Source organism: Rhodococcus sp. P1Y (assembly GCF_003641205.1).
GTDB lineage: Bacteria > Actinomycetota > Actinomycetes > Mycobacteriales > Mycobacteriaceae > Rhodococcoides.
In genome coordinates, this window is record NZ_CP032762.1 from 4,888,488 (window position 1) to 4,906,498 (window position 18,011).

Sequence of the window (18,011 nt, forward strand, 5' to 3'; positions counted from 1 at the left end):
GCACAGTTAAGTGCCGCCTGGCGCACTTAACCGCGCCACTGGGCCTGGGCGTCTACGCAATCAACCCCGCCGCCGTTGTTGCGTCCACGACCAGCGACGAAACAAGGCCCGACTGCAGAACTGCCAGCACCGCTTCCCTTTTCGCTTGCCCCGCAACGATGGCAATGACGGTGTCGATCCCTCGAAGCGTCTGCTCCGCAACCCCCATTCGACGATCGTCGAGACCGTCGATTCGCCTACCGTCGCGGTCGAGCAGAAGGCCACACGACTCGGCGACCACGCCTCGGGCACTCCATTCGTCAGCCTCGGCAGGGGTCAGCAAATCGTAGACCTGAGACAACCCCGGGCTCCATGCACCAATGGAGACAACCGCTTTCGTTACCGATGCATGGTGGCTGAACGTCTCCTGAATTCCTCGGCTGCTTCGCAGCGCCGCACACGTCTGCGAGTCGGAGACAATGAGAGGCGCGTAGATCGACCACGCTCGACCGCCGCCGAGCGCAGTGATTCGCCGAACCAATTCGGCGGACGTGGCGCCGACCGAGCCCGCCATTCCGGTCAGCTGCACCACGTCACACGCGGCGATGGTGTTCAGATGCGTCGTCATGCTCGATAACGTTCGGCCGCAGTCGATTCCGAGCACATCGGTAGGGTTGACGATCTCGCCGACGAGGTCGGCAGTGACACGTCCCACCGCATCCCACAGGACCTGCTGATCGTCGCTGGCGGTCCGCACCGCGAAAGCCATGCGCAATCCGAAGGTCTTCTTCAACGCATGAGAAAGCTCGATGTCGATGGACTCCGGTGCATGGACGGTGATCTCGACCATGCCCGACGCAACGGCTTCTTCGAGGATTCTGGCGACCTTGAACCGCGACAGTCCGAACTCCTCCGCAATCTGTACCCGGGTTCGATTGTCGACGTAGTACCTACGGGCGATGAGGCCACGCTGGATCAACTCCTCGGGCCCAACCCTGCGTAGTACCTGCTCCTGAGACATCCCCCCACCTTCCTCCACCGACGAGCATATCGTGGCACATTCGCTCACATGAGCAAGCCCATTGACAAACGAGCACGCATATATGCATGATCCCTGTCACATGAACATGAGAGCAGTGAGGCGCAACATATGAGCACGCTCGACGACGCGGATCTGCGCCGTCTCGCACGCACCGTCCTGGTGCGCGAGGCAGCAGGCGTCGAATCGCTGGCTGGTGCCGTGGAATCGAGCGTGGTCCGCATCGCACACGCACTCGTGGAGACCAGCGGCAAAGTCATCACCACCGGGTCCGGTACCAGCGGGATCATGGCCGAGCGTTTGGCACACCTACTGGCGGTGTGCGGAACGCCTGCGCTGTATCTGCCGGCGATGGACGCGCTCCACGGCGGGATGGGCGCCATCGGAACCGACGATCTCGTCCTAGCTCTGTCCAAGACGGGTCGATCCGCCGAGCTGACTGATCTCGTGACCCGGCTCGTCTCACGAGGTGTACGCGTGGTGGCCGTCACCGAGGCCGCTAACTCCGCACTCGGTAGGGCTGCAACCGATATTGCCGAGCTTCCCGCGACGGCACCCGACGCCGACCCCGGCAACATGATCGCGCTTGCCAGCACCCTCGCAGTCGGTGCATGGGGCGACGCCCTCAGCGTCGTTGCGATGGCGTTGAACGGCCACACCTTGCACGATGTCGTCGAATCCCATCCCGCGGGAGGCGTCGGAACACGCGATGACGTCCTGAACTCGACCAACGCACCGGTGGTCGGACTATGAGCCGGCGCGTAGTCGTCGGAATCGACTCCTCGACCCAGTCGTGCAAGGCAGAGGTCCGCGACGCCGACTCCGGAGCGCTGTTGGCGTCCGGGTCAGCCCCACACACCCCGGCGTTCCCTCCGTGCAGTGAGCAAGAGCCCAGCTCGTGGTGGGACGCATTGGTCATCGCGGTCCGCACCGCCCTCGGCACCCTCGGCGACGTGCAGGTCGCCGCCATGGCCGTCGCCGCGCAGTGCCACGGGTTGGTCCTGCTCGGCGAGAACGACGAACCGCTCCGGCCCGCAAAACTGTGGAACGACACGACCGGAGCCGACCAACTCGCGAAGTTGGTGGACACCATCGGCGGCCCGGAATGGGTGCGCCGCATCGGTTCACTCCCCACCGCGGCGTTCACCATTGCAAAGTTGGCCTGGGTTGCCGAGAACGAACCATCGGTGCTGGACGCGACCCGCCGCATCCTTCTTCCGCACGACTACCTGACGTTCCGGCTCACCGGCCGCGCGGTCACCGACCGTTCGGATGCCTCGGGCACCGGGTACTTCGACGCGACGACCGATACCTGGCTCCCCGAGTTCCTCGAAGCCGCAGCGGGTCCACGCGACTGGCTACCTATGTTGCCGTCCGTTCTCGGCGGCTCGGAACCAGCCGGATACCTGACCGAACGCGCTGCCACGGAACTCGGCATCACCGGACCCGTACTCGTGGGGGCAGGCGCAGGAGACCAGCACGCCGCGTACCTCGGTCTCGGTTTGAGCGACGGCGATCAATACGTCGGACTCGGAACTTCGGGTGTTTTCGCCACCTCGACACGTTCCCCGGTGTTCGACGAAGCAGGCATCGTCAACGGCGTTTCCGACACCACCGGCGGATACATGCCGCTCATCTGCACGCTCAACGCCGCACGCGTCGGTGACACAGCGGCAAGAATCCTCGGCACCGACCACGCTGGATTGGCAGAGCTCGCGCTGTCGGCCGGTCCGACCGTGGGACCGACGTTGGTTCCGTTCCTGGACGGTGAGCGCACGCCGAATCGTCCGTACGCACGTGGACTGCTGTCGGACCTGACGTCGGCGACCACACGCGAGGAGATGGCCCGAGCGTTCCTCGAAGGTCCACTGCTGTCGCTGCTGGCGGGTCGGGATGCACTGCGCTCCTTCGGGATCCGGTGCGACGGACCGATGACCGTGGTCGGCGGCGGTGCCCGTTCGCGCGCCACGCTACAGCTTCTGGCCGACCTTTCCGGCCACACCGTGACGGTCCCCGACGCCGATGAGGCAACCGCTCGCGGCGCGTGCGTCCAAGCTGCCGCCGTTGCCGCACAGATGGATTCGTCCGCCATGGTCGAGCTTTCTTCCCGGTGGGCACCCCCCGCGCGTACCACGGTGGAACCTCGGGACACCGGACGTGACCTCGAGGCGGTTCGACGCCAGTGGGCCGAGGCAGCAGCGGTGGACAGCCTCGACAGAAGAGGCACAGCATGAGCGTCACGCTCGCCCCCTGGCACTCGGGGCTGGAAGCGCATCTTGCCGGCAGCGTGTATGCGTCGTCGCCTGGCCGCCGGATCGACGCCGCACGCGCCCTTGTCGGCGCCGACATCTCCGTACACGTCGACGTCATGGCCCCAGGCGAAGGGCTCCCGACCGGAATCGACGACGACGAACTCGCCGAACTTGCCGCCGCGGTACCGAGGGACATGCTCGGCATTCACCTCATCGGCTCGGCCGTCGGCGTGCAGGCGCTGCTGCCGAATATCCCCGCCTGCGGGGACCTCTATCTACCCATAGGGATTCACGTCGAACGCGGTACACGAACCTGGGGAGCCGTGTGGGACGAGTTCGACGACACTGCGCCGACCGACGCGGATGTGGACGGATACCACGGAATCCTCGTCATGCTCCTGAAACCGGGAACGTCCGGGGCTGCAGATCCGAAGCGACTCGCCCTGGTGGAACGGTTCTCCGCTCGGTCGGTCGTTGCCGTCGACGGCGGTGTCACTCCCGAACTTGTCCCCCGCTGCCGCTCCGCAGGCGCGTCGACGATGGTCGTCGGCCGTGCCCTGATCACCGAACTACCGATCACCGAACATTCTCTGTCGGAAGGACAATCATGACCACCGCCACTCCAACACCTCCCGCATCGTCGATGCGCGCGAGCGTGATGACCGGCGTGCGCACGCTCGAGATCGAGGACCGACCGGTCCCGACACCGGCGCAGCACGAAGTCTTGATCGAGGTGGCCGCAGTCGGCGTCTGCGGATCGGACGTCCACTACTACCGCGAAGGGCGCATCGGCGACTTCGTGGTCGACGACCCGATGATTCTCGGACACGAATTGTCCGGACGCATCGTCGCTGTCGGTCACGGCGTCGATCCGAGCCGCGTCGGCCAGCGCGTCGCCGTCGAACCACAGCATCCATGCCGTCGCTGCACCCAGTGCATGGCAGGACGGTACAACCTGTGCCCCGACATGAAGTTCTACGCGACGCCTCCCGTGGACGGTGCGTTCTGCCGCTACGTCACCATCGACACCGCGTTCGCCCACTCGGTCCCGGATTCGGTGTCCGACGAAGCTGCAGCGCTACTCGAACCACTGTCTGTTGCAGTCACCACGATGCGTAAGGCGGGCATCGTCCCCGGTTCGTCGATCCTGATCGCCGGAGCCGGCCCGATCGGCATCATCACCGCTCAAGCCGCTCGTGCCTTCGGCGCCGGGCGCATCGTCGTCTCCGACCCCGTCGAATCCAGACGTGAGCGCGCGCTGACATTCGGTGCAACCGAAGTGATCGACCCGATGAGCCAGGACGTTGCAGCACTGAACCCGCAGGTCGACGCGTTCGTCGACGCGAGTGGAGCGGTCCCCGCAGTGCAAAGCGGTATTCGTGCCGTCGGCCCCGCCGGCCGTGTCGTGCTGGTCGGCATGGGCGCCGACAACTACCCACTACCCATCAGCCATATCCAGAACTTGGAAATCACCGTCACCGGCGTGTTTCGCTACACCGACACCTGGCCGGCTGCAATCCATCTCGTGTCCTCGGGATTGATCGACCTGGACCGACTCGTCACCGGACGCTACGACCTCGAGCACGTCGCCGACGCGCTCGACAGTGACACCGACCCTGCCAGCCTCAAATCGATAGTGGTGCCTTCATGAGCAACAATCCCTTCGACCTGACCGGACGAACAGCGATCGTCACCGGCGGAAATCAGGGACTCGGCCGTGCGTTCGCCTTCGGTCTCGCCGCAGCGGGAGCGCACGTCGCCATCGCCGGCCGCAGTGCCGAACGCAACGCCAAGGTCGTCGCCGAGGCAGCAGCCGAGGGCTACGAATTCGTCGCCATCACAGCGGATATCACCAAGCACTCCGACATCGAAGCGATGACGGCCGAGGCCATCGAGAAGCTCGGCCACCTCGACATACTCGTCAACAATGCGGGGACCTGCTACCACAACGACTCCTGGGACGTCACCGAGAGCGAGTGGGACAACGTGTTCGACCTGAACGTCAAGGCACTGTGGGAGTGCAGCATTGCCGTCGGCGCCCATATGCGGGAACGAGGCAAGGGTTCGATCGTCAACATCGGTTCGATGTCGGGCATCATCGTCAATCGCCCCCAGATGCAACCCGCGTACAACGCGTCGAAAGCAGCCGTGCATCACCTCACGAAATCGCTTGCAGCCGAGTGGGGTCCGCTGGGAATCCGCGTCAACGCCGTTGCTCCCGGCTACTGCAAGACAGAGATGGCGCCAGTCGACCGCCCCGACCTCAAGCGGTACTGGATCGACGACGCGCCCATGCAGCGTTACGCCATGCCCGAGGAGATCGCGCCGAGCGTCGTCTTCCTCGCAAGCGACGCAGCGAGTTTCATCACCGGATCGGTCCTCGTGGCGGACGGAGGCTACACAGCATGGTGATCACCGAGGAGTCGACCGTGCGTCGGATCCTCGTCGAGGGAATCGACGGAGTCAGCGTCGAGACGGTCCCGACGCCCACGGCAGGCACCGGGGAGGTCCGCGTGCGTAGCACCGTCGTCGGCATCTGCGGGTCCGACATCCATGCCGCACACGGCCGCCACCCGTTCATCGACCTACCGTTTCGGCCGGGCCACGAGGTTGTCGGCGTCGTCGATGCGGCCGGACCGGGAACGGATCAGTCCCTCGTGGGCAGGCGCGTCGTCGTCGAACCGAACCTGGCGTGTGGCAAATGCACTCAGTGTCTGGCTGGTCGCTACAACATCTGTGCCGAACTCGCGGTGTTCGGTTGCCAGACGCCCGGTGGCCTGACCGACGCGTTCGTCATCGCCGAGGACCGGGTCATTCCGCTCGACGACGGCCTCGACGACCGGCATGCTGCGCTCATCGAACCCCTGGCGACGCCGGTTCACGCCGTCAGACGGGCAGCGAAGCTCGTCGGTGGTCTGGATGGAAAGCGCGTCGCAGTCCTGGGCGCAGGACCCATCGGGCTTTTCGTCCTTCTTGCCGCACGCCGCGCAGGTGCCACCGTGGTCGTCGCCGACCTGCTCGACTCCAAGCGCGCACGGGCGGAGAGGCTGGGGGCAATAGGCAGCTTCGATCCCACCTCCGAAGACGCCGCTAGGTCGGCCATAGAGGTGTTGGGCGGACCAGCAGATGTCGTCATCGACTGCGTTGCCCGCAAATCTTCGGTCGCGCAGGCAATCGACATCGTCGACAAGGGCGGTGCGGTGATGATCGTCGGTGTGGCCGCAGGTGCGACTGAAGTGCCGCTCGATCTCATTCAGGACCGCGAAATTGTAGTTGCGGGTTGCCTCATGTACGTCCGCGAAGACGTGCAGGAAGCAATCGACATGCTCACCGAAGGTGCAGTCCCGATCGACGAGTTCGTCACCGGTGTATTTCCTCTGGAACAGTCGGCCGAAGCGTTCACAGCCTCGACCGATCCCGAACACGTGAAGGTGCTGATTACAGTGGGCGACCCGTCATGACCGCGCTACTCGAATGTCGCGACCTCACCAAGAGTTTCGGAGGAGTTCCCGTCCTCAAGGGAATCTCGCTCGAACTGGAACCGGGCACCGTAACTGCGCTGGCCGGTGAGAACGGGGCCGGCAAGTCGACTCTGATGAAGATCGCAACCGGCCAGCTCCGCGCCGACACGGGCACGGTCACCATCGGGGAACACACGCTCTCGTCCGGAGATTCGGGTGACGCTGTCCGCCACGGTGTGGCGATCGTTCCCCAAGAACTCGCCTCGATCGACGACATGACCGTCTACGAGAACATGTTCGTCGGTCGCGAGAAGCGTCGTGGAATCTTTCTCGATCGCCGGGCGATGATCAAGGACGCAGCCGAAGCACTCAGTGTCTTCGACGTCTCCATCTCCCCCTCGGCACGAATGGGCAGCCTGCCCGTCGGACTGAGGCAGATCATCGAAATCGTGAAAGCCGCGCGCACCGGTGCCCAGGTCGTCATGCTCGACGAACCGACCTCGGCGATCTCCGAGCGCGAGGTCGAAGGCCTGTACAAGGTCATGCAGCAGCTGCGAGACCGCGGTGTCGCCATGGTCTACACCACCCACAAGATGGCCGAGATCCGCGCGATCGCCGACCGCGTCGTCGTGTTGCGCGACGGAAAGTTGATCACCGACGAGAAGCTCACCGACATCACCGACGACGACATCGTCACCGCGATGATCGGCCGCGAACTGGAGAACCTGTTCCCGGTGGTGGGCAAGGAGACCGGGGACGTCGTTCTCGAAGTCGAGAACCTCCACGTGGCAGGAGCTTCCGAGCCGGTGAACTTGACGGTTCGACGTGGTGAAATCGTCGGCCTCGCAGGACTTGTCGGAGCGGGCCGGACCGAGCTTCTCGAAGCTCTGTTCGGAATGCGAACCGTGACGTCCGGAACGATCAAGGTCGACGGCCGAACGGTACCCAAAGGCAAGCCTGCTGCGGCGATCACCGCAGGCATGGCCATGGTGCCCGAGGACCGGAAGGTCAACGGCGTGGTGCTGTCGATGAGTGTGCTGGACAACGGTTCTCTGCCGAGGCTCTCGAAGTTCAGCGTCGCGGGCTGGCTCCGAAACAAATCTCGCGCCTCCGAAGTGAGCGGTGCAATGGATTCCGTTCGGTTGCGTAGCCGCGGACTGAGCCAGAGCGTGGGCACTTTGTCCGGGGGAAATCAGCAGAAGGTAGTACTGGCCCGGTGGTTGACGGGTACGGTCAATGTGTTGCTTCTCGACGAACCCACTCGTGGCGTCGATGTCGGAGCCCGCTCCGAGATCTATCGCATCATCACCGAATTTGCAAGCCGCGGAATGGCCGTCGTCATGGCATCTTCGGACATGCCCGAGATCGTGGGACTCTCGCACCGAGCGTTCGTCATGCGTGAGGGCGCCTTCGTCGGTGAACTCGACCGCGATGCGCTCGATCACCCGGAAGTTCAGGACTCGGTGTTCCGTCTGGCCACCGCACTCGATACGAGAAACCCGACTGCTCCGAGCAGCACCGTCACGACCGACAAGCGGTCGTCACCCCAGGAGGCACAACAGTGACAACACCCGTCGCTGACCCGGACTCGAAAACGTCCGTTTCGGCCACCACCGGAGAACCTGTACGCAGGTTCTCGAGTGCCTGGGCCGGCGCCCTGGCGCTGCGTTATTCCATGGTCATCGTGATGCTGTTGGTGATCATGTATTTCTCCTACCGCAGTGCGCGATTCGGCACTGTGGACAACCTGCAGACGATCCTCGTGGCCGCTGCACCGTTCGCCCTCATCGCACTCGGACAGACCCTGGTCATTCTCACCGGCGGGATCGACCTCTCGGTCGGCAGTGTCATCGCCGTGTCCGCCATGGCGTCGGCTGCCGTCGCCAAAGCGAACCCCGGTCAGATCTGGATGACGGTGCTCGTCGCCATGGCCGTGGGCCTTGCGGCGGGGTGCATCAACGGATTTCTGGTCTCTCGCATAAATGTGCCACCGTTCATCGCAACACTCGGTATGCTCACAGCCGGTTCAGGATTCGCGTATGTGATCGGTGGTGGCGCGCCGATCAACGGACTGCCCGCAGAGTTCGGCGAGATCGCCAACACCAAGATTCTCGGTCTGCAGATTCCAGTTCTCGTGATGATCATCGGCATCATCGTGCTAGCCGTGGTGATGAAACGGACCGCGTACGGCATGCGCGTCTATGCCGTCGGCGGAAACCGAACTGCAGCCGAGATCGCCGGAATCAATGCCAAGAATGTGCTGTTCAGCGTGTACGCCTTGTCCGGTCTGCTTGCGGGCCTGTCCGGCGTCATGTTGGCCTCGCGCGTGATCTCCGGCCCACCCAATTTGGGTCAGGGATACGAACTCGACGCCATCGCCGCAGTTGTCATCGGCGGCGCGAGCCTGATGGGTGGGCGCGGCACCATCTGGGGTACCGCCCTCGGCCTGTTCATGATTCAGACTCTCAACAACGGTTTGGATCTGCTCGTTGTTCCTGCCTACTGGCAGGACGTCATCAAGGGAGTACTGATCGTCGCCGCAGTGTCGGTCGACGTGTGGTCGTCCAAACGAAGAGTCTGATCGCCCCGAACCCCTCGACCCCCAAGAACACCGATCTGGAGAAAACAATGAAGTTCACTTCCAAAGTGCTGACCGTGGCCGCCACCGGCTTGCTCGCTGTCGGCGTCACCGCATGCGGCGCAGGCGATACCAGTGCACAGGACGGCAAGACCCGCATCGGCGTCACTGTGTACGACATGAGCTCGTTCATCACCGCAGGCAAGGAAGGCATGGAGACCTATGCCGCGGCGAACGACATCGAGTTGCTGTGGAACTCGGCAGGCAACGACGTGTCCGTGCAGGCCGGCCAGGTCGACTCGCTCATCAACCAGGGCGTCGACGCAATCATCGTCGTTCCGGCACAGGCCGACTCGCTTGCGCCTCAGGTCCAGTCCGCCAAGGACAAGGGCATTCCGGTCATCGCTGTCAACGCCGCGCTCGAGACCGATCAGATCTCGGGCAACGTGCAGCCCGACGACGTCGCGGCAGGCGCACAGGAGATGCAGATGATGGCCGACCGCCTCGGCGGCAAGGGCAACATCGTCATCCTTCAGGGCCCCCTCGGTGGCTCGGGTGAGATCAACCGCGGCGCGGGAATCGACCAGGTACTGGCCAAGTACCCGGACATCAAGGTTCTGGCCAAGGACACTGCCAACTGGAAGCGTGACGAGGCCGTCAACAAGACCAAGAACTGGCTCTCGAGCTTCGGCGATCAGGTCGACGGGGTCGTCTCGCAGAACGACGACATGGGGCTCGGCGCACTGCAGGCCTTGAAGGAAGCCGGACGCACGGACGTCCCGATCGTCGGCATCGACGGTATCGAGGACGGACTGAATGCCGTCAAGAGTGGCGAATTCATCGGCACGTCACTGCAGAACGGAACAGTCGAACTGTCCGCAGGCCTCGCCGTCGCGAACGCGATCGCCAAGGGTGAAGACGTCGACACCGACCCGGTCTACGTCATGCCTGCCATCACGCAGGAGAACGTCGACGTCGCGATCGAGCATGTCGTCACCGATCGTCAGGCATTCCTCGACGGACTCGTCGAGCTGACCGCGGAGAACCTGAAGACCGGCAACATCGCCAACGAAGGCATCCCCGGACAGTAGTAGTACCTTCCGACGCACACACTTCGAGGCGGGACGGCGCCACCACGGCCCGTCCCGCCTCGAAACCCATTCTTCCCCGAAAGGTTTCGAGACCATGACCGCTGTGCCCCCGCCTGTTGATCTGTCTCTCGACGGAAGGGTCGCTGTGGTATCCGGTGGGGCATCCGGAATCGGAGCGGCTATCGGTGCCGCGTACATCGCTCAGGGTGCCGAGGTGGTACTTGTCGATCGCGACGGCGACGCCGCTGCGGCGCGTGCCTCCGAGATCGGTGCTCGAAGCCTGACCTGTGATGTCGCAGATCGCGATTCGGTGGCCCACGCCGCGAGTTCGCTTGTCGCCGACCTCGGCCACGTGGACATACTGGTCAACTCCGCGGGCGTTGCACGGCTGGCACCGGCCGAAGACCTGACCGACGATTACTGGAACTTGACCATGAGCGTCAATCTCACCGGAACCTTCCTGATGTGCCAGGAATTCGGCAAGGTGATGCTGGGGCGCGGTTCGGGCCGCATCATCAACATTGCGTCGCAGGCGGCGACCGTCGCCATCGAGGAACATGCGGCCTACTGCGCCTCGAAGTTCGGCGTAATCGGTCTTACCAAGGTGTTGGCGGCCGAGTGGGCGGGCCGAGGCGTCACCGTCAACACCATCTCCCCCACCGTCGTGATGACACCACTCGGACGCGAAGCGTGGTCGAACCCCAAGGGAGACGCGCTCCGGGCCCGAATCCCCGTCGGCCGGTTCGCAGAAACCGACGATGTCACCAGCGTTGCTGTGTTCCTTGCGTCTTCGGGCGCGTCGATGATCAACGGCGCGGACATCCTCGTCGACGGCGGCTACACGATTCTGTAGACCAGTGCCGGCTGTTGCCTACCTCAGGACACCGACGTTCGTCCGCAGGAGCAACACATTGTAGTCCGACCACCTCGACGCGGTGAAGTAGATGTCGTCACCGCTCGAGAGCGGGTGAATGTACGGAGCGTAGATTCCACCGGCAGTCTCACGGGCGTTCAGTAGTGTTTTCGGCGGACTCCACGGTCCTTCGGGCTTCTCGGCGGTACGAGCCAGGATAGTGCGGTCGATTTCGTTGCCGTACAACATGACATACCGCTTCAACGTGTCGTTCCACGCAACCGACAGTTCGCTGACGGGTTCGGTGACAACCGGCTTCGGGTCGATGATGTCCGCCGACCACGGGTCACCGGGTTTCTGCGGGGCGTACTCGTACCGATCGAGGTTCAGGATGTCCTCCGGCTTGAAACGAGAGACGAACGCCGCACCGAAACGACCGTTCGGGGTGCCGAACTGGTAGATGTACCCGTCCTGGCCCTCCACGTAGGCGTTCATCTGGAACTTGCCGCTGTTGCCCTCGACTTGAGGGGGGAGGTTGGGAACGCTGACATTCGTGTTGATTCGAATGGTTTCCCGGGCGGTCTGCCAGTTTTGACCGTTGTCGGTCGATGTCGCGATCGCGGAAAAGTTGGTCACCCAGCGGCCGGGTGCGCCCCACTCGCGAACCGACATGTAGTTCATGTATTGCGTCTTACCGATGGCGATCGCGGCCGTCGGAATGACGGTGTCCTCGATACCTGCCACTCCCAGACTTGGAACGATCTCGCTCGCGAAACCAGCTGGTTGGACAACAGCTCCGGAGTTCGGGTCCCCAGGAACCCCGTTGGCGACGGAGATGCCGTCGGACAGATCCTTGTCATCGGACCGCATCAACACGTTGCTACGCCACTGTGATCCCGCCACCGAGCAGTTGCCGAACGTGTCGCCGAATGCCATCAGCGTCTGACCTGCACCGTTGTCCCACGTGATCCCGAGATCGGTGCCGGATATACCGAAGCGGTCGTACGTGCTGTTGGGGCTCAGAGGACCGGTCACCCATTTCACCGACGTCGCGTTGCCTCGTATGTCGGGAAGCGGGCCCTGGGGCCCACGCGGATCCTTCCCCGGCCCCCCACCCGCGCTGCCCGAAGACCCGAACAGCGGTGACGAGCCGGGTCCCCCGATGCCGCCGCACGGCTCCGCACTGACTGTCGGCGCCGACAGGACTCCCAGCCCGGATGCCACCAGGGTCAGAACAGCACCCATCGCTATTTGTCGAGTACGTGCGCGCATCAACGCTCCCCACCGGTCCGTGTGACTCGTGTTACTCATGAGACTGATGTGGTGAGTGTTGCGTAAAACTCGACGACGCGCAACAAATACCGGGTGTCGGAGCTTGACAAATCGCGAATCATGGGAATGACATCGATGACATTTCGTTGCGCCCGAAGGAGGATGACCAGCCGGAGCGTGTCCGATTCACCCGAATCGGAACAATCAGGCCCCCTCAGCCCGTTGTAGAACTATGACGACTTACAAGACTGTCAATCCAGCCAACGGCACGACCGTCAAGGAGTTCGAGTCGCTCGACGCACAGGGCGTCGAGCGCGCGCTCGCTTCGGCTGATGCCGGGTACCGAACGTGGCGCAGTACATCGCCGAAGCACCGGGCCGAAACCTTGCACAAGGTAGCCGAGATCTACACCGAGCGTGCCGACGAACTGGCGCGAAGCATCGCTCTCGAGATGGGAAAGCCGGTCGCCGAGGCCAAAGGTGAAGTAGAGCTTTCGTCGGCGATCTACCAGTACTACGCCGACAACGGGCCTGCTCTTCTCGAAGAAGAGCGACTCGATGTACCCGGCGCCGAGGAATCCGTAGTCCAGCGCAAGCCGATCGGGGCGCTCATCGGAGTCATGCCCTGGAACTACCCCTACTACCAAGTCGCACGGTTCGCCGCACCGAACCTGATGCTGGGCAACACCATTCTGCTCAAGCATGCGCCCAACTGTCCCCAGAGTGCACTGCTGATGGAGGAGATTTTCCATCAGGCCGGACTGCCCGAGGACGCCTACATCAACATCTTCGCGACCAACGATCAAATTGCTGAGATGATCGCTGATCCACGCGTGCAGGGTGTTTCGTTGACCGGCAGCGAGCGCGCGGGCACCTCGGTCGCGGAAACCGCAGGTCGAAACCTCAAGAAGGTCGTCCTCGAACTCGGCGGATCCGACGTGTTCATCGTGCTCGACACCGACGACATCGATTCGACGGTCGAATCCGCAACGCGCGCAAGGCTCTCCAACGCCGGCCAAGCCTGCAACGCCGCCAAGAGGATCGTCGTGACCGAGCGTTACTACGACGAATTCGTCACCAAGCTCACCGAGTCGTTCGCGCAAACCAAGACGGGCGACCCACTCGACGAGCACACTCGCCTCGGCCCGCTGTCTTCGCAGACCGCGGCCGACAACCTCGTCGAACAAATCGACGACGCCGTCGCCAAGGGCGCCACGCTCCGTACCGGCGGGAAGAAGATCGACGGACCCGGCTCGTACGTGGAACCGACACTTCTCACCGACGTGACTCCTGACATGCGTGCCTACAGCGAAGAACTATTCGGACCTGCCGGGGTCGTGTACAAGGTCAAGGACGCGGACGAGGCGATCGCGCTGGCCAACGAATCCGCCTTCGGGCTCAGCGGGTCGGTGTGGAGCACCGACCTCGAAGGTGCACGCGCAGTCGCCGAGCGACTCGACGTCGGCATGGCCTTCGTCAACGAGCACGGCACCACACTTCCGGGCCTGCCCTTCGGCGGCGTCAAACGCTCGGGCGTCGGCCGCGAACTCGGTCCCTGGGGCATGGACGAATTCGTCAACAAGAAGCTCGTCCGAGTGTCGAAGAAGTAGTGGCATTGGGTTTGCGTGCGGCGACGTAGTTAGATCGACAGTCATGACGAGCTTCGAATTCCCGTCCGACCGCGCCGCACGCACAACCCTCTTGACCGGAGACTCTCCCGACCACCGCACACGGTTCTGGGAGTTGTCCGACCACCTCGCGTACCCCGACATTCGCAGCATCGTCGCTGACTACATCAACACCACGATCTCGGATCCCGCGAACACCCACCGCCACGGTTGGACGGTCACCGCGCTCCCGGTGGCCGAATCCGCAGCCAACCAACGGCGTCTTCTGGCACTCGCCTGCGGTGCTGTCGAAACCTTGTACGTCACCGAGTTCACCAACGACGAGGACGACTCGATCGAGCTGGAGATGACCGTCAACACCGCGATTCACGACGGTTACTCCGATACCCAGCTCGACGTGGCAACCGAGCTGGTCACCGCCGCCCGCGGGACGCACCCGTCGCACGATGTCTGGACGTGGCGAATCGACATCGGCGCTCTGCTGACCGACGAGGTCGCCATCGATTTCGAAATCGAAGACGACGTGTTCGACGATCTCGCCTACGCCCTCAACTCGAAGGCCATGTCGGAAGGACCACCCGAGACCACCGATCACAGCGATGACCTCGCCTACGACCTGCTTGCCGAGGCGTATCGGCAGCTTCGCGATGCCGAGTAGAAGGGTGACATCGGTGCGTGGGACGACGTGCCTGGTCTCTGTACTGATGAGTGCACTCGTCGTGTCCGGATGCAGTTCGTCCACGCCGACCGCCTCCGTCTCGGATCGACCGGAATCCATCGTGTCACTGAGTCCTACGGCGACCGAGACTCTGTTCGCCGTCGGCGCGGGTGACCAGGTAGTCGCCGTCGACAGTCAGTCGGACTACCCGGTGAATGCACCGAAGACCGACTTGTCCGCATACACCCCGAGTCTCGAAGCGATTATCGGATACGACCCCGATCTGGTCATCGCATCCGACGACATCGACGGACTGGTTGCAGGTCTACAGGCTGCCGACGTGCCGGTTCTGTTGCTCCCAGCAGCAACGAGCATCGACGACGCCTACTCCCAGATCGAGACCGTCGCCGACGCTACCGGTCACGACGCCGAAGGCGACAGCGTCGTCGCCGACATGCGGACGAGAATCGACAACGCTGTATCCACAGTCTCCGCAACTGATTCCACATATTTCCACGAACTCGATACGACGCTGTACACGGTCACCAGCGAGAGCTTCGTCGGACAGATCTACGGTCTGTTCGGACTGAAAAGCATCGCCGACGGGTCGGGCAGTGACTACCCGCAGATGTCCGACGAGGGAATCATCTCGGCCGATCCCGACTTCGTCTTTCTCGCAGACTCCCAATGCTGCGGAGTGACAGCGGAATCGGTGTCCGCTCGGCCCGGCTGGCGCACGATGTCAGCCGTCCGTGATGGAAAGGTCGTCGTAATGGACGAAGATCTGTCCAGCCGATGGGGCCCTCGCGTCGCCGATCAGGTGGAGGCCGTCGCCGACGCACTCAGGTAGGTGGCTGCGCCCCCAGTGGCACGGTTGAGTACCCCTCAGGGCACTTAACCGTGCCACTGGAGTGTTGAAACTACGGTTCCAGCAAACGTATCGACGCCGGCTCGAGAGTCTGGTAGCGCTCCTCGGTGTCGTTCCAGACCTCGATCTTCTCACCTAGTTCACGCGCACTGTGGACCACGACGGTCCGATCGTCGTACTCGATCAGCGTCATGAACCCAGCGGCGAAGCGCCGCCGAATCAGTCGATCGGCCACTCCTCCGACTGCGCCCCACACGTCCCGGTCACCGTGAGCTGGAACATCACGTCGGGTCGTCAGAAACTCAGCGTGCAGGGCGAAGTTCGGATCACCGGTTACCGGATACTCACGCACCTGCGCGCTCGTCGGTGAGCGGGCAATGGACACCGCACCACCCGGATCATCCTGCACCGGAGCATAACCAGCCGCCCGCAACTCGGAGAGGACCACAGCGGGCTCGGCCGCGAAACCGACGACGCTCCGAGACAACACCATCGGGCCGAGTTTCGTCAGTCGCCGATGCGAACCCAGCTCGGCGATCAAGGCTTCCTCGCTGGACACGACCACACATCCGAGTGGCACGACACGCATCGAACCGTGCGTACGTGCGACGTCTTTCACGAGGTAGTCCACCGTCTGAGGCACCACACCCGATGCGTAGCGGGTCAAGCCTTCGATCACCTCGTCGTGGGTCATTCCGTCGTCGAAGGCACGCCGCACGCTGGATTGCGAGAACCGCCATGTCGTCGCCGAGCCGGTCGACTCTCGGACTGCGACGCTGTCGAAGAACTGCGCCAGTTCCGGACCTGGAGCGCCGAACACCACCGCGGTGAGATCCGCGCCGATCGTCGCGTGCGTATGAGCCTGTGTTACAACACCACTGGCCGCCGCCAGCGGATCACCCGATCGCAGGCCGCGCGCGATCGACGACGCTGCACCGAGGGCGAGCACTCCGAGTAGCTCGGCTTCGCGCAGCACCAACTGCAGAACATCCCGCCGAAACTCGATCCGGATACTCGGGCGATACCAGTCCAGAATTGCCATCACGTCGTCGAACTCCGATATGGATTCGTCGATGTCGACGTGAATGTCGATCAACGACGAGCGAAGAAAGTCCGACCCGATGTCCCGGGAATTGTCCTCGATCGCCGAGTGAACAGCGAGCGGCACATAATCTGCGGTCCACCAGGCCTGCAGCAGCGCCCCTGCGCGGCGACTGTCCTCCGACGCCTGCCACAGCTCGGCCAAAGCACTGGGGACCAACGTGCTCGGTTCCACCGGCGTTTTCTTCCGGCCGCGACTGGGTGGAGGCTCGATCACGTCCAGCAGGTTTTCGGTCAGCGCGAGTTCGAGCGCGAGCTGCACTTCGTCCTCGGTCGCGTACAACCCCTTGGCGAGTGTGCGAATGGTGCGGACGCCAATCGAGCCCGACTTGATCAACGCAATCGGAGTCGTGCGCGCCGCATCGAGCACGTTCGACACCAATTCCACCATTCGGAGAAGTCGCCGGCCGGCCTCGGCTTCCACGTGTTCGGCTTCGATCGGCCGCGTCTCGATCTGCCGCCGAGCGGGGTGGAAGTCGAGATGCACATCGTCACCGAGCAGGACGAGCGTGACTTGCAACGGCATCGAGACCGGTCCGTTGGCGACCCTCCACGCGAACCCACGCTGCACCGACCACGCACCGAGCGAGTCGGAATGTAGGTACACAGGGTGCGGGTACAACATCGAGTCGGTTCGTGCCGCCTGCTCCAGCAGTTCCCGTTCGGCCTCGGGAGCGCCTTCGAGAATCGCCTCGACTGCGGATCGATCACCGAAGAAGCTCCGAAGCCGCTCCACTACTTCGCTTTTCGTCCCATCGCCACGAATCTGCAACTTCGTACTCATCGGCCGCAACATCTCGAGGGGCGCTCCGTCGAGATAGTCCTCGATCGGTCGGCCGTAACTCCGCGTCAGACTCGGAAAGCGCGTGATCACCGATAGAGCGCCGGTCTCGTCCGACCAGACGAGCTGTAACGCGGCCAGATCGTCGACGACGGGCGCCACCGCGGCGGACGAGGCACCGAGTTGCCGGCTCACTGCGTCGAGCGTCGGACTTTCACCGAGCGCACGGCACATCGCGATCGCTTCCAGCACCTCGTGAGCAGGCAACGTCAGCCGCAGAAAGGCCTCGCTCAACGACGTCGGGTCCGTCAGGCGCCCAGCGAGCTGATCCAGGTCCGCAGGCCACGGAATGTGCATCACATCGCGACGCTCGAGCAGCCTCGCGAGCTCGACGGTGGTCAGGGCCGCAAGACGGTCGCGAAGCGCGCGCATCGACCCGGACATCATGGGG

Annotated in this window: 16 protein-coding genes; 13 read left to right on the plus strand and 3 right to left on the minus strand. The window is 63.5% G+C overall.

The window, feature by feature from the left end; genetic code table 11:
* Window positions 1-52 precede the first annotated feature (52 nt).
* Window positions 53-1,000: a sugar-binding transcriptional regulator gene (locus D8W71_RS22480; protein WP_121116726.1), complete on the minus strand. Its 948-nt coding sequence runs from the start codon at window positions 998-1,000 to the stop codon at window positions 53-55.
* Window positions 1,001-1,129: 129 nt separating this feature from the next.
* Here D8W71_RS22480 and D8W71_RS22485 point away from each other — a divergent pair, with 129 nt between their 5' ends.
* From D8W71_RS22485 to D8W71_RS22530, 10 genes are all read left to right on the plus strand, one after another.
* Complete coding sequence (locus tag D8W71_RS22485) at window positions 1,130-1,771, plus strand: SIS domain-containing protein (protein ID WP_121116728.1); 642 nt, start codon at window positions 1,130-1,132, stop codon at window positions 1,769-1,771.
* Window positions 1,768-3,252: a xylulokinase gene (gene xylB / locus D8W71_RS22490; RefSeq protein WP_121116730.1), complete on the plus strand. Its 1,485-nt coding sequence runs from the start codon at window positions 1,768-1,770 to the stop codon at window positions 3,250-3,252. The genes D8W71_RS22485 and xylB overlap by 4 nt, the downstream gene beginning before the upstream one ends.
* Entirely contained in the window at window positions 3,249-3,881 is a 633-nt protein-coding gene (locus D8W71_RS22495; protein ID WP_121116732.1) for a hypothetical protein, read from the plus strand. The genes xylB and D8W71_RS22495 overlap by 4 nt, the downstream gene beginning before the upstream one ends.
* Entirely contained in the window at window positions 3,878-4,921 is a 1,044-nt protein-coding gene (locus tag D8W71_RS22500; RefSeq protein WP_121116734.1) for an NAD(P)-dependent alcohol dehydrogenase, read from the plus strand. The genes D8W71_RS22495 and D8W71_RS22500 overlap by 4 nt, the downstream gene beginning before the upstream one ends.
* Window positions 4,918-5,682 carry an SDR family NAD(P)-dependent oxidoreductase gene (locus D8W71_RS22505; protein ID WP_121116736.1) on the plus strand — a complete coding sequence of 255 codons (765 nt, stop codon included), beginning with the start codon at window positions 4,918-4,920 and terminating at the stop codon, window positions 5,680-5,682. Before D8W71_RS22500 ends, D8W71_RS22505 begins: the two co-directional genes overlap by 4 nt.
* A complete protein-coding gene (locus D8W71_RS22510; protein ID WP_121116738.1) occupies window positions 5,676-6,731 on the plus strand; it encodes a zinc-dependent alcohol dehydrogenase in 1,056 nt (351 codons plus the stop codon). The genes D8W71_RS22505 and D8W71_RS22510 overlap by 7 nt, the downstream gene beginning before the upstream one ends.
* Window positions 6,728-8,296, plus strand: a complete 1,569-nt coding sequence (locus D8W71_RS22515) for a sugar ABC transporter ATP-binding protein (RefSeq protein WP_121116740.1) — start codon at window positions 6,728-6,730, stop codon at window positions 8,294-8,296. Before D8W71_RS22510 ends, D8W71_RS22515 begins: the two co-directional genes overlap by 4 nt.
* Window positions 8,293-9,312: an ABC transporter permease gene (locus D8W71_RS22520; RefSeq protein WP_121116742.1), complete on the plus strand. Its 1,020-nt coding sequence runs from the start codon at window positions 8,293-8,295 to the stop codon at window positions 9,310-9,312. The genes D8W71_RS22515 and D8W71_RS22520 overlap by 4 nt, the downstream gene beginning before the upstream one ends.
* A gap of 47 nt (window positions 9,313-9,359) precedes the next feature.
* Complete coding sequence (locus D8W71_RS22525) at window positions 9,360-10,400, plus strand: substrate-binding domain-containing protein (RefSeq protein WP_121119773.1); 1,041 nt, start codon at window positions 9,360-9,362, stop codon at window positions 10,398-10,400.
* 94 nt (window positions 10,401-10,494) lie between these two features.
* On the plus strand, window positions 10,495-11,253 hold the full coding sequence (locus tag D8W71_RS22530; RefSeq protein WP_121116744.1) for a GolD/DthD family dehydrogenase: 759 nt from the start codon (window positions 10,495-10,497) through the stop codon (window positions 11,251-11,253).
* A gap of 18 nt (window positions 11,254-11,271) precedes the next feature.
* Here D8W71_RS22530 and D8W71_RS22535 read toward each other — a convergent pair whose 3' ends face one another.
* Window positions 11,272-12,564, minus strand: a complete 1,293-nt coding sequence (locus D8W71_RS22535) for a DUF4185 domain-containing protein (RefSeq protein ID WP_442971987.1) — start codon at window positions 12,562-12,564, stop codon at window positions 11,272-11,274.
* 193 nt (window positions 12,565-12,757) lie between these two features.
* Between D8W71_RS22535 and D8W71_RS22540 the strand changes: the two genes are divergently transcribed.
* The 3 genes from D8W71_RS22540 to D8W71_RS22550 are packed head-to-tail and all read left to right on the plus strand — an operon-like array spanning window position 12,758 to window position 15,660.
* The gene (locus tag D8W71_RS22540; protein WP_121116746.1) at window positions 12,758-14,134 is read left to right on the plus strand and encodes an NAD-dependent succinate-semialdehyde dehydrogenase; all 1,377 of its coding nucleotides are present in this window, start codon (window positions 12,758-12,760) and stop codon (window positions 14,132-14,134) included.
* Window positions 14,135-14,177: 43 nt separating this feature from the next.
* Window positions 14,178-14,810 carry a hypothetical protein gene (locus D8W71_RS22545; protein WP_121116748.1) on the plus strand — a complete coding sequence of 211 codons (633 nt, stop codon included), beginning with the start codon at window positions 14,178-14,180 and terminating at the stop codon, window positions 14,808-14,810.
* 46 nt (window positions 14,811-14,856) lie between these two features.
* Complete coding sequence (locus D8W71_RS22550) at window positions 14,857-15,660, plus strand: ABC transporter substrate-binding protein (protein WP_236077570.1); 804 nt, start codon at window positions 14,857-14,859, stop codon at window positions 15,658-15,660.
* Window positions 15,661-15,730: 70 nt separating this feature from the next.
* On the opposite strand, the gene D8W71_RS22555 is transcribed toward D8W71_RS22550, so the two are convergent.
* Complete coding sequence (locus D8W71_RS22555; RefSeq protein WP_121116752.1) at window positions 15,731-18,007, minus strand: helicase-associated domain-containing protein; 2,277 nt, start codon at window positions 18,005-18,007, stop codon at window positions 15,731-15,733.
* Window positions 18,008-18,011: the final 4 nt, after the last annotated feature.

Excerpts from the sequence above, each read along its gene's own strand:
- D8W71_RS22480 (WP_121116726.1), bottom strand. The coding sequence starts at position 1,000 with ATGTCTCAGGAGCAGGTACTACGCAGGGTTGGGCCCGAGGAGTTGATC.
- D8W71_RS22485 (WP_121116728.1), top strand. The coding sequence starts at position 1,130 with ATGAGCACGCTCGACGACGCGGATCTGCGCCGTCTCGCACGCACCGTC.
- xylB (WP_121116730.1), top strand. The coding sequence starts at position 1,768 with ATGAGCCGGCGCGTAGTCGTCGGAATCGACTCCTCGACCCAGTCGTGC.
- D8W71_RS22495 (WP_121116732.1), top strand. The coding sequence starts at position 3,249 with ATGAGCGTCACGCTCGCCCCCTGGCACTCGGGGCTGGAAGCGCATCTT.
- D8W71_RS22500 (WP_121116734.1), top strand. The coding sequence starts at position 3,878 with ATGACCACCGCCACTCCAACACCTCCCGCATCGTCGATGCGCGCGAGC.
- D8W71_RS22505 (WP_121116736.1), top strand. The coding sequence starts at position 4,918 with ATGAGCAACAATCCCTTCGACCTGACCGGACGAACAGCGATCGTCACC.
- D8W71_RS22510 (WP_121116738.1), top strand. The coding sequence starts at position 5,676 with ATGGTGATCACCGAGGAGTCGACCGTGCGTCGGATCCTCGTCGAGGGA.
- D8W71_RS22515 (WP_121116740.1), top strand. The coding sequence starts at position 6,728 with ATGACCGCGCTACTCGAATGTCGCGACCTCACCAAGAGTTTCGGAGGA.
- D8W71_RS22525 (WP_121119773.1), top strand. The coding sequence starts at position 9,360 with ATGAAGTTCACTTCCAAAGTGCTGACCGTGGCCGCCACCGGCTTGCTC.
- D8W71_RS22530 (WP_121116744.1), top strand. The coding sequence starts at position 10,495 with ATGACCGCTGTGCCCCCGCCTGTTGATCTGTCTCTCGACGGAAGGGTC.
- D8W71_RS22535 (WP_442971987.1), bottom strand. The coding sequence starts at position 12,564 with ATGAGTAACACGAGTCACACGGACCGGTGGGGAGCGTTGATGCGCGCA.
- D8W71_RS22540 (WP_121116746.1), top strand. The coding sequence starts at position 12,758 with ATGACGACTTACAAGACTGTCAATCCAGCCAACGGCACGACCGTCAAG.
- D8W71_RS22545 (WP_121116748.1), top strand. The coding sequence starts at position 14,178 with ATGACGAGCTTCGAATTCCCGTCCGACCGCGCCGCACGCACAACCCTC.
- D8W71_RS22550 (WP_236077570.1), top strand. The coding sequence starts at position 14,857 with ATGAGTGCACTCGTCGTGTCCGGATGCAGTTCGTCCACGCCGACCGCC.
- D8W71_RS22555 (WP_121116752.1), bottom strand. The coding sequence starts at position 18,007 with ATGATGTCCGGGTCGATGCGCGCGCTTCGCGACCGTCTTGCGGCCCTG.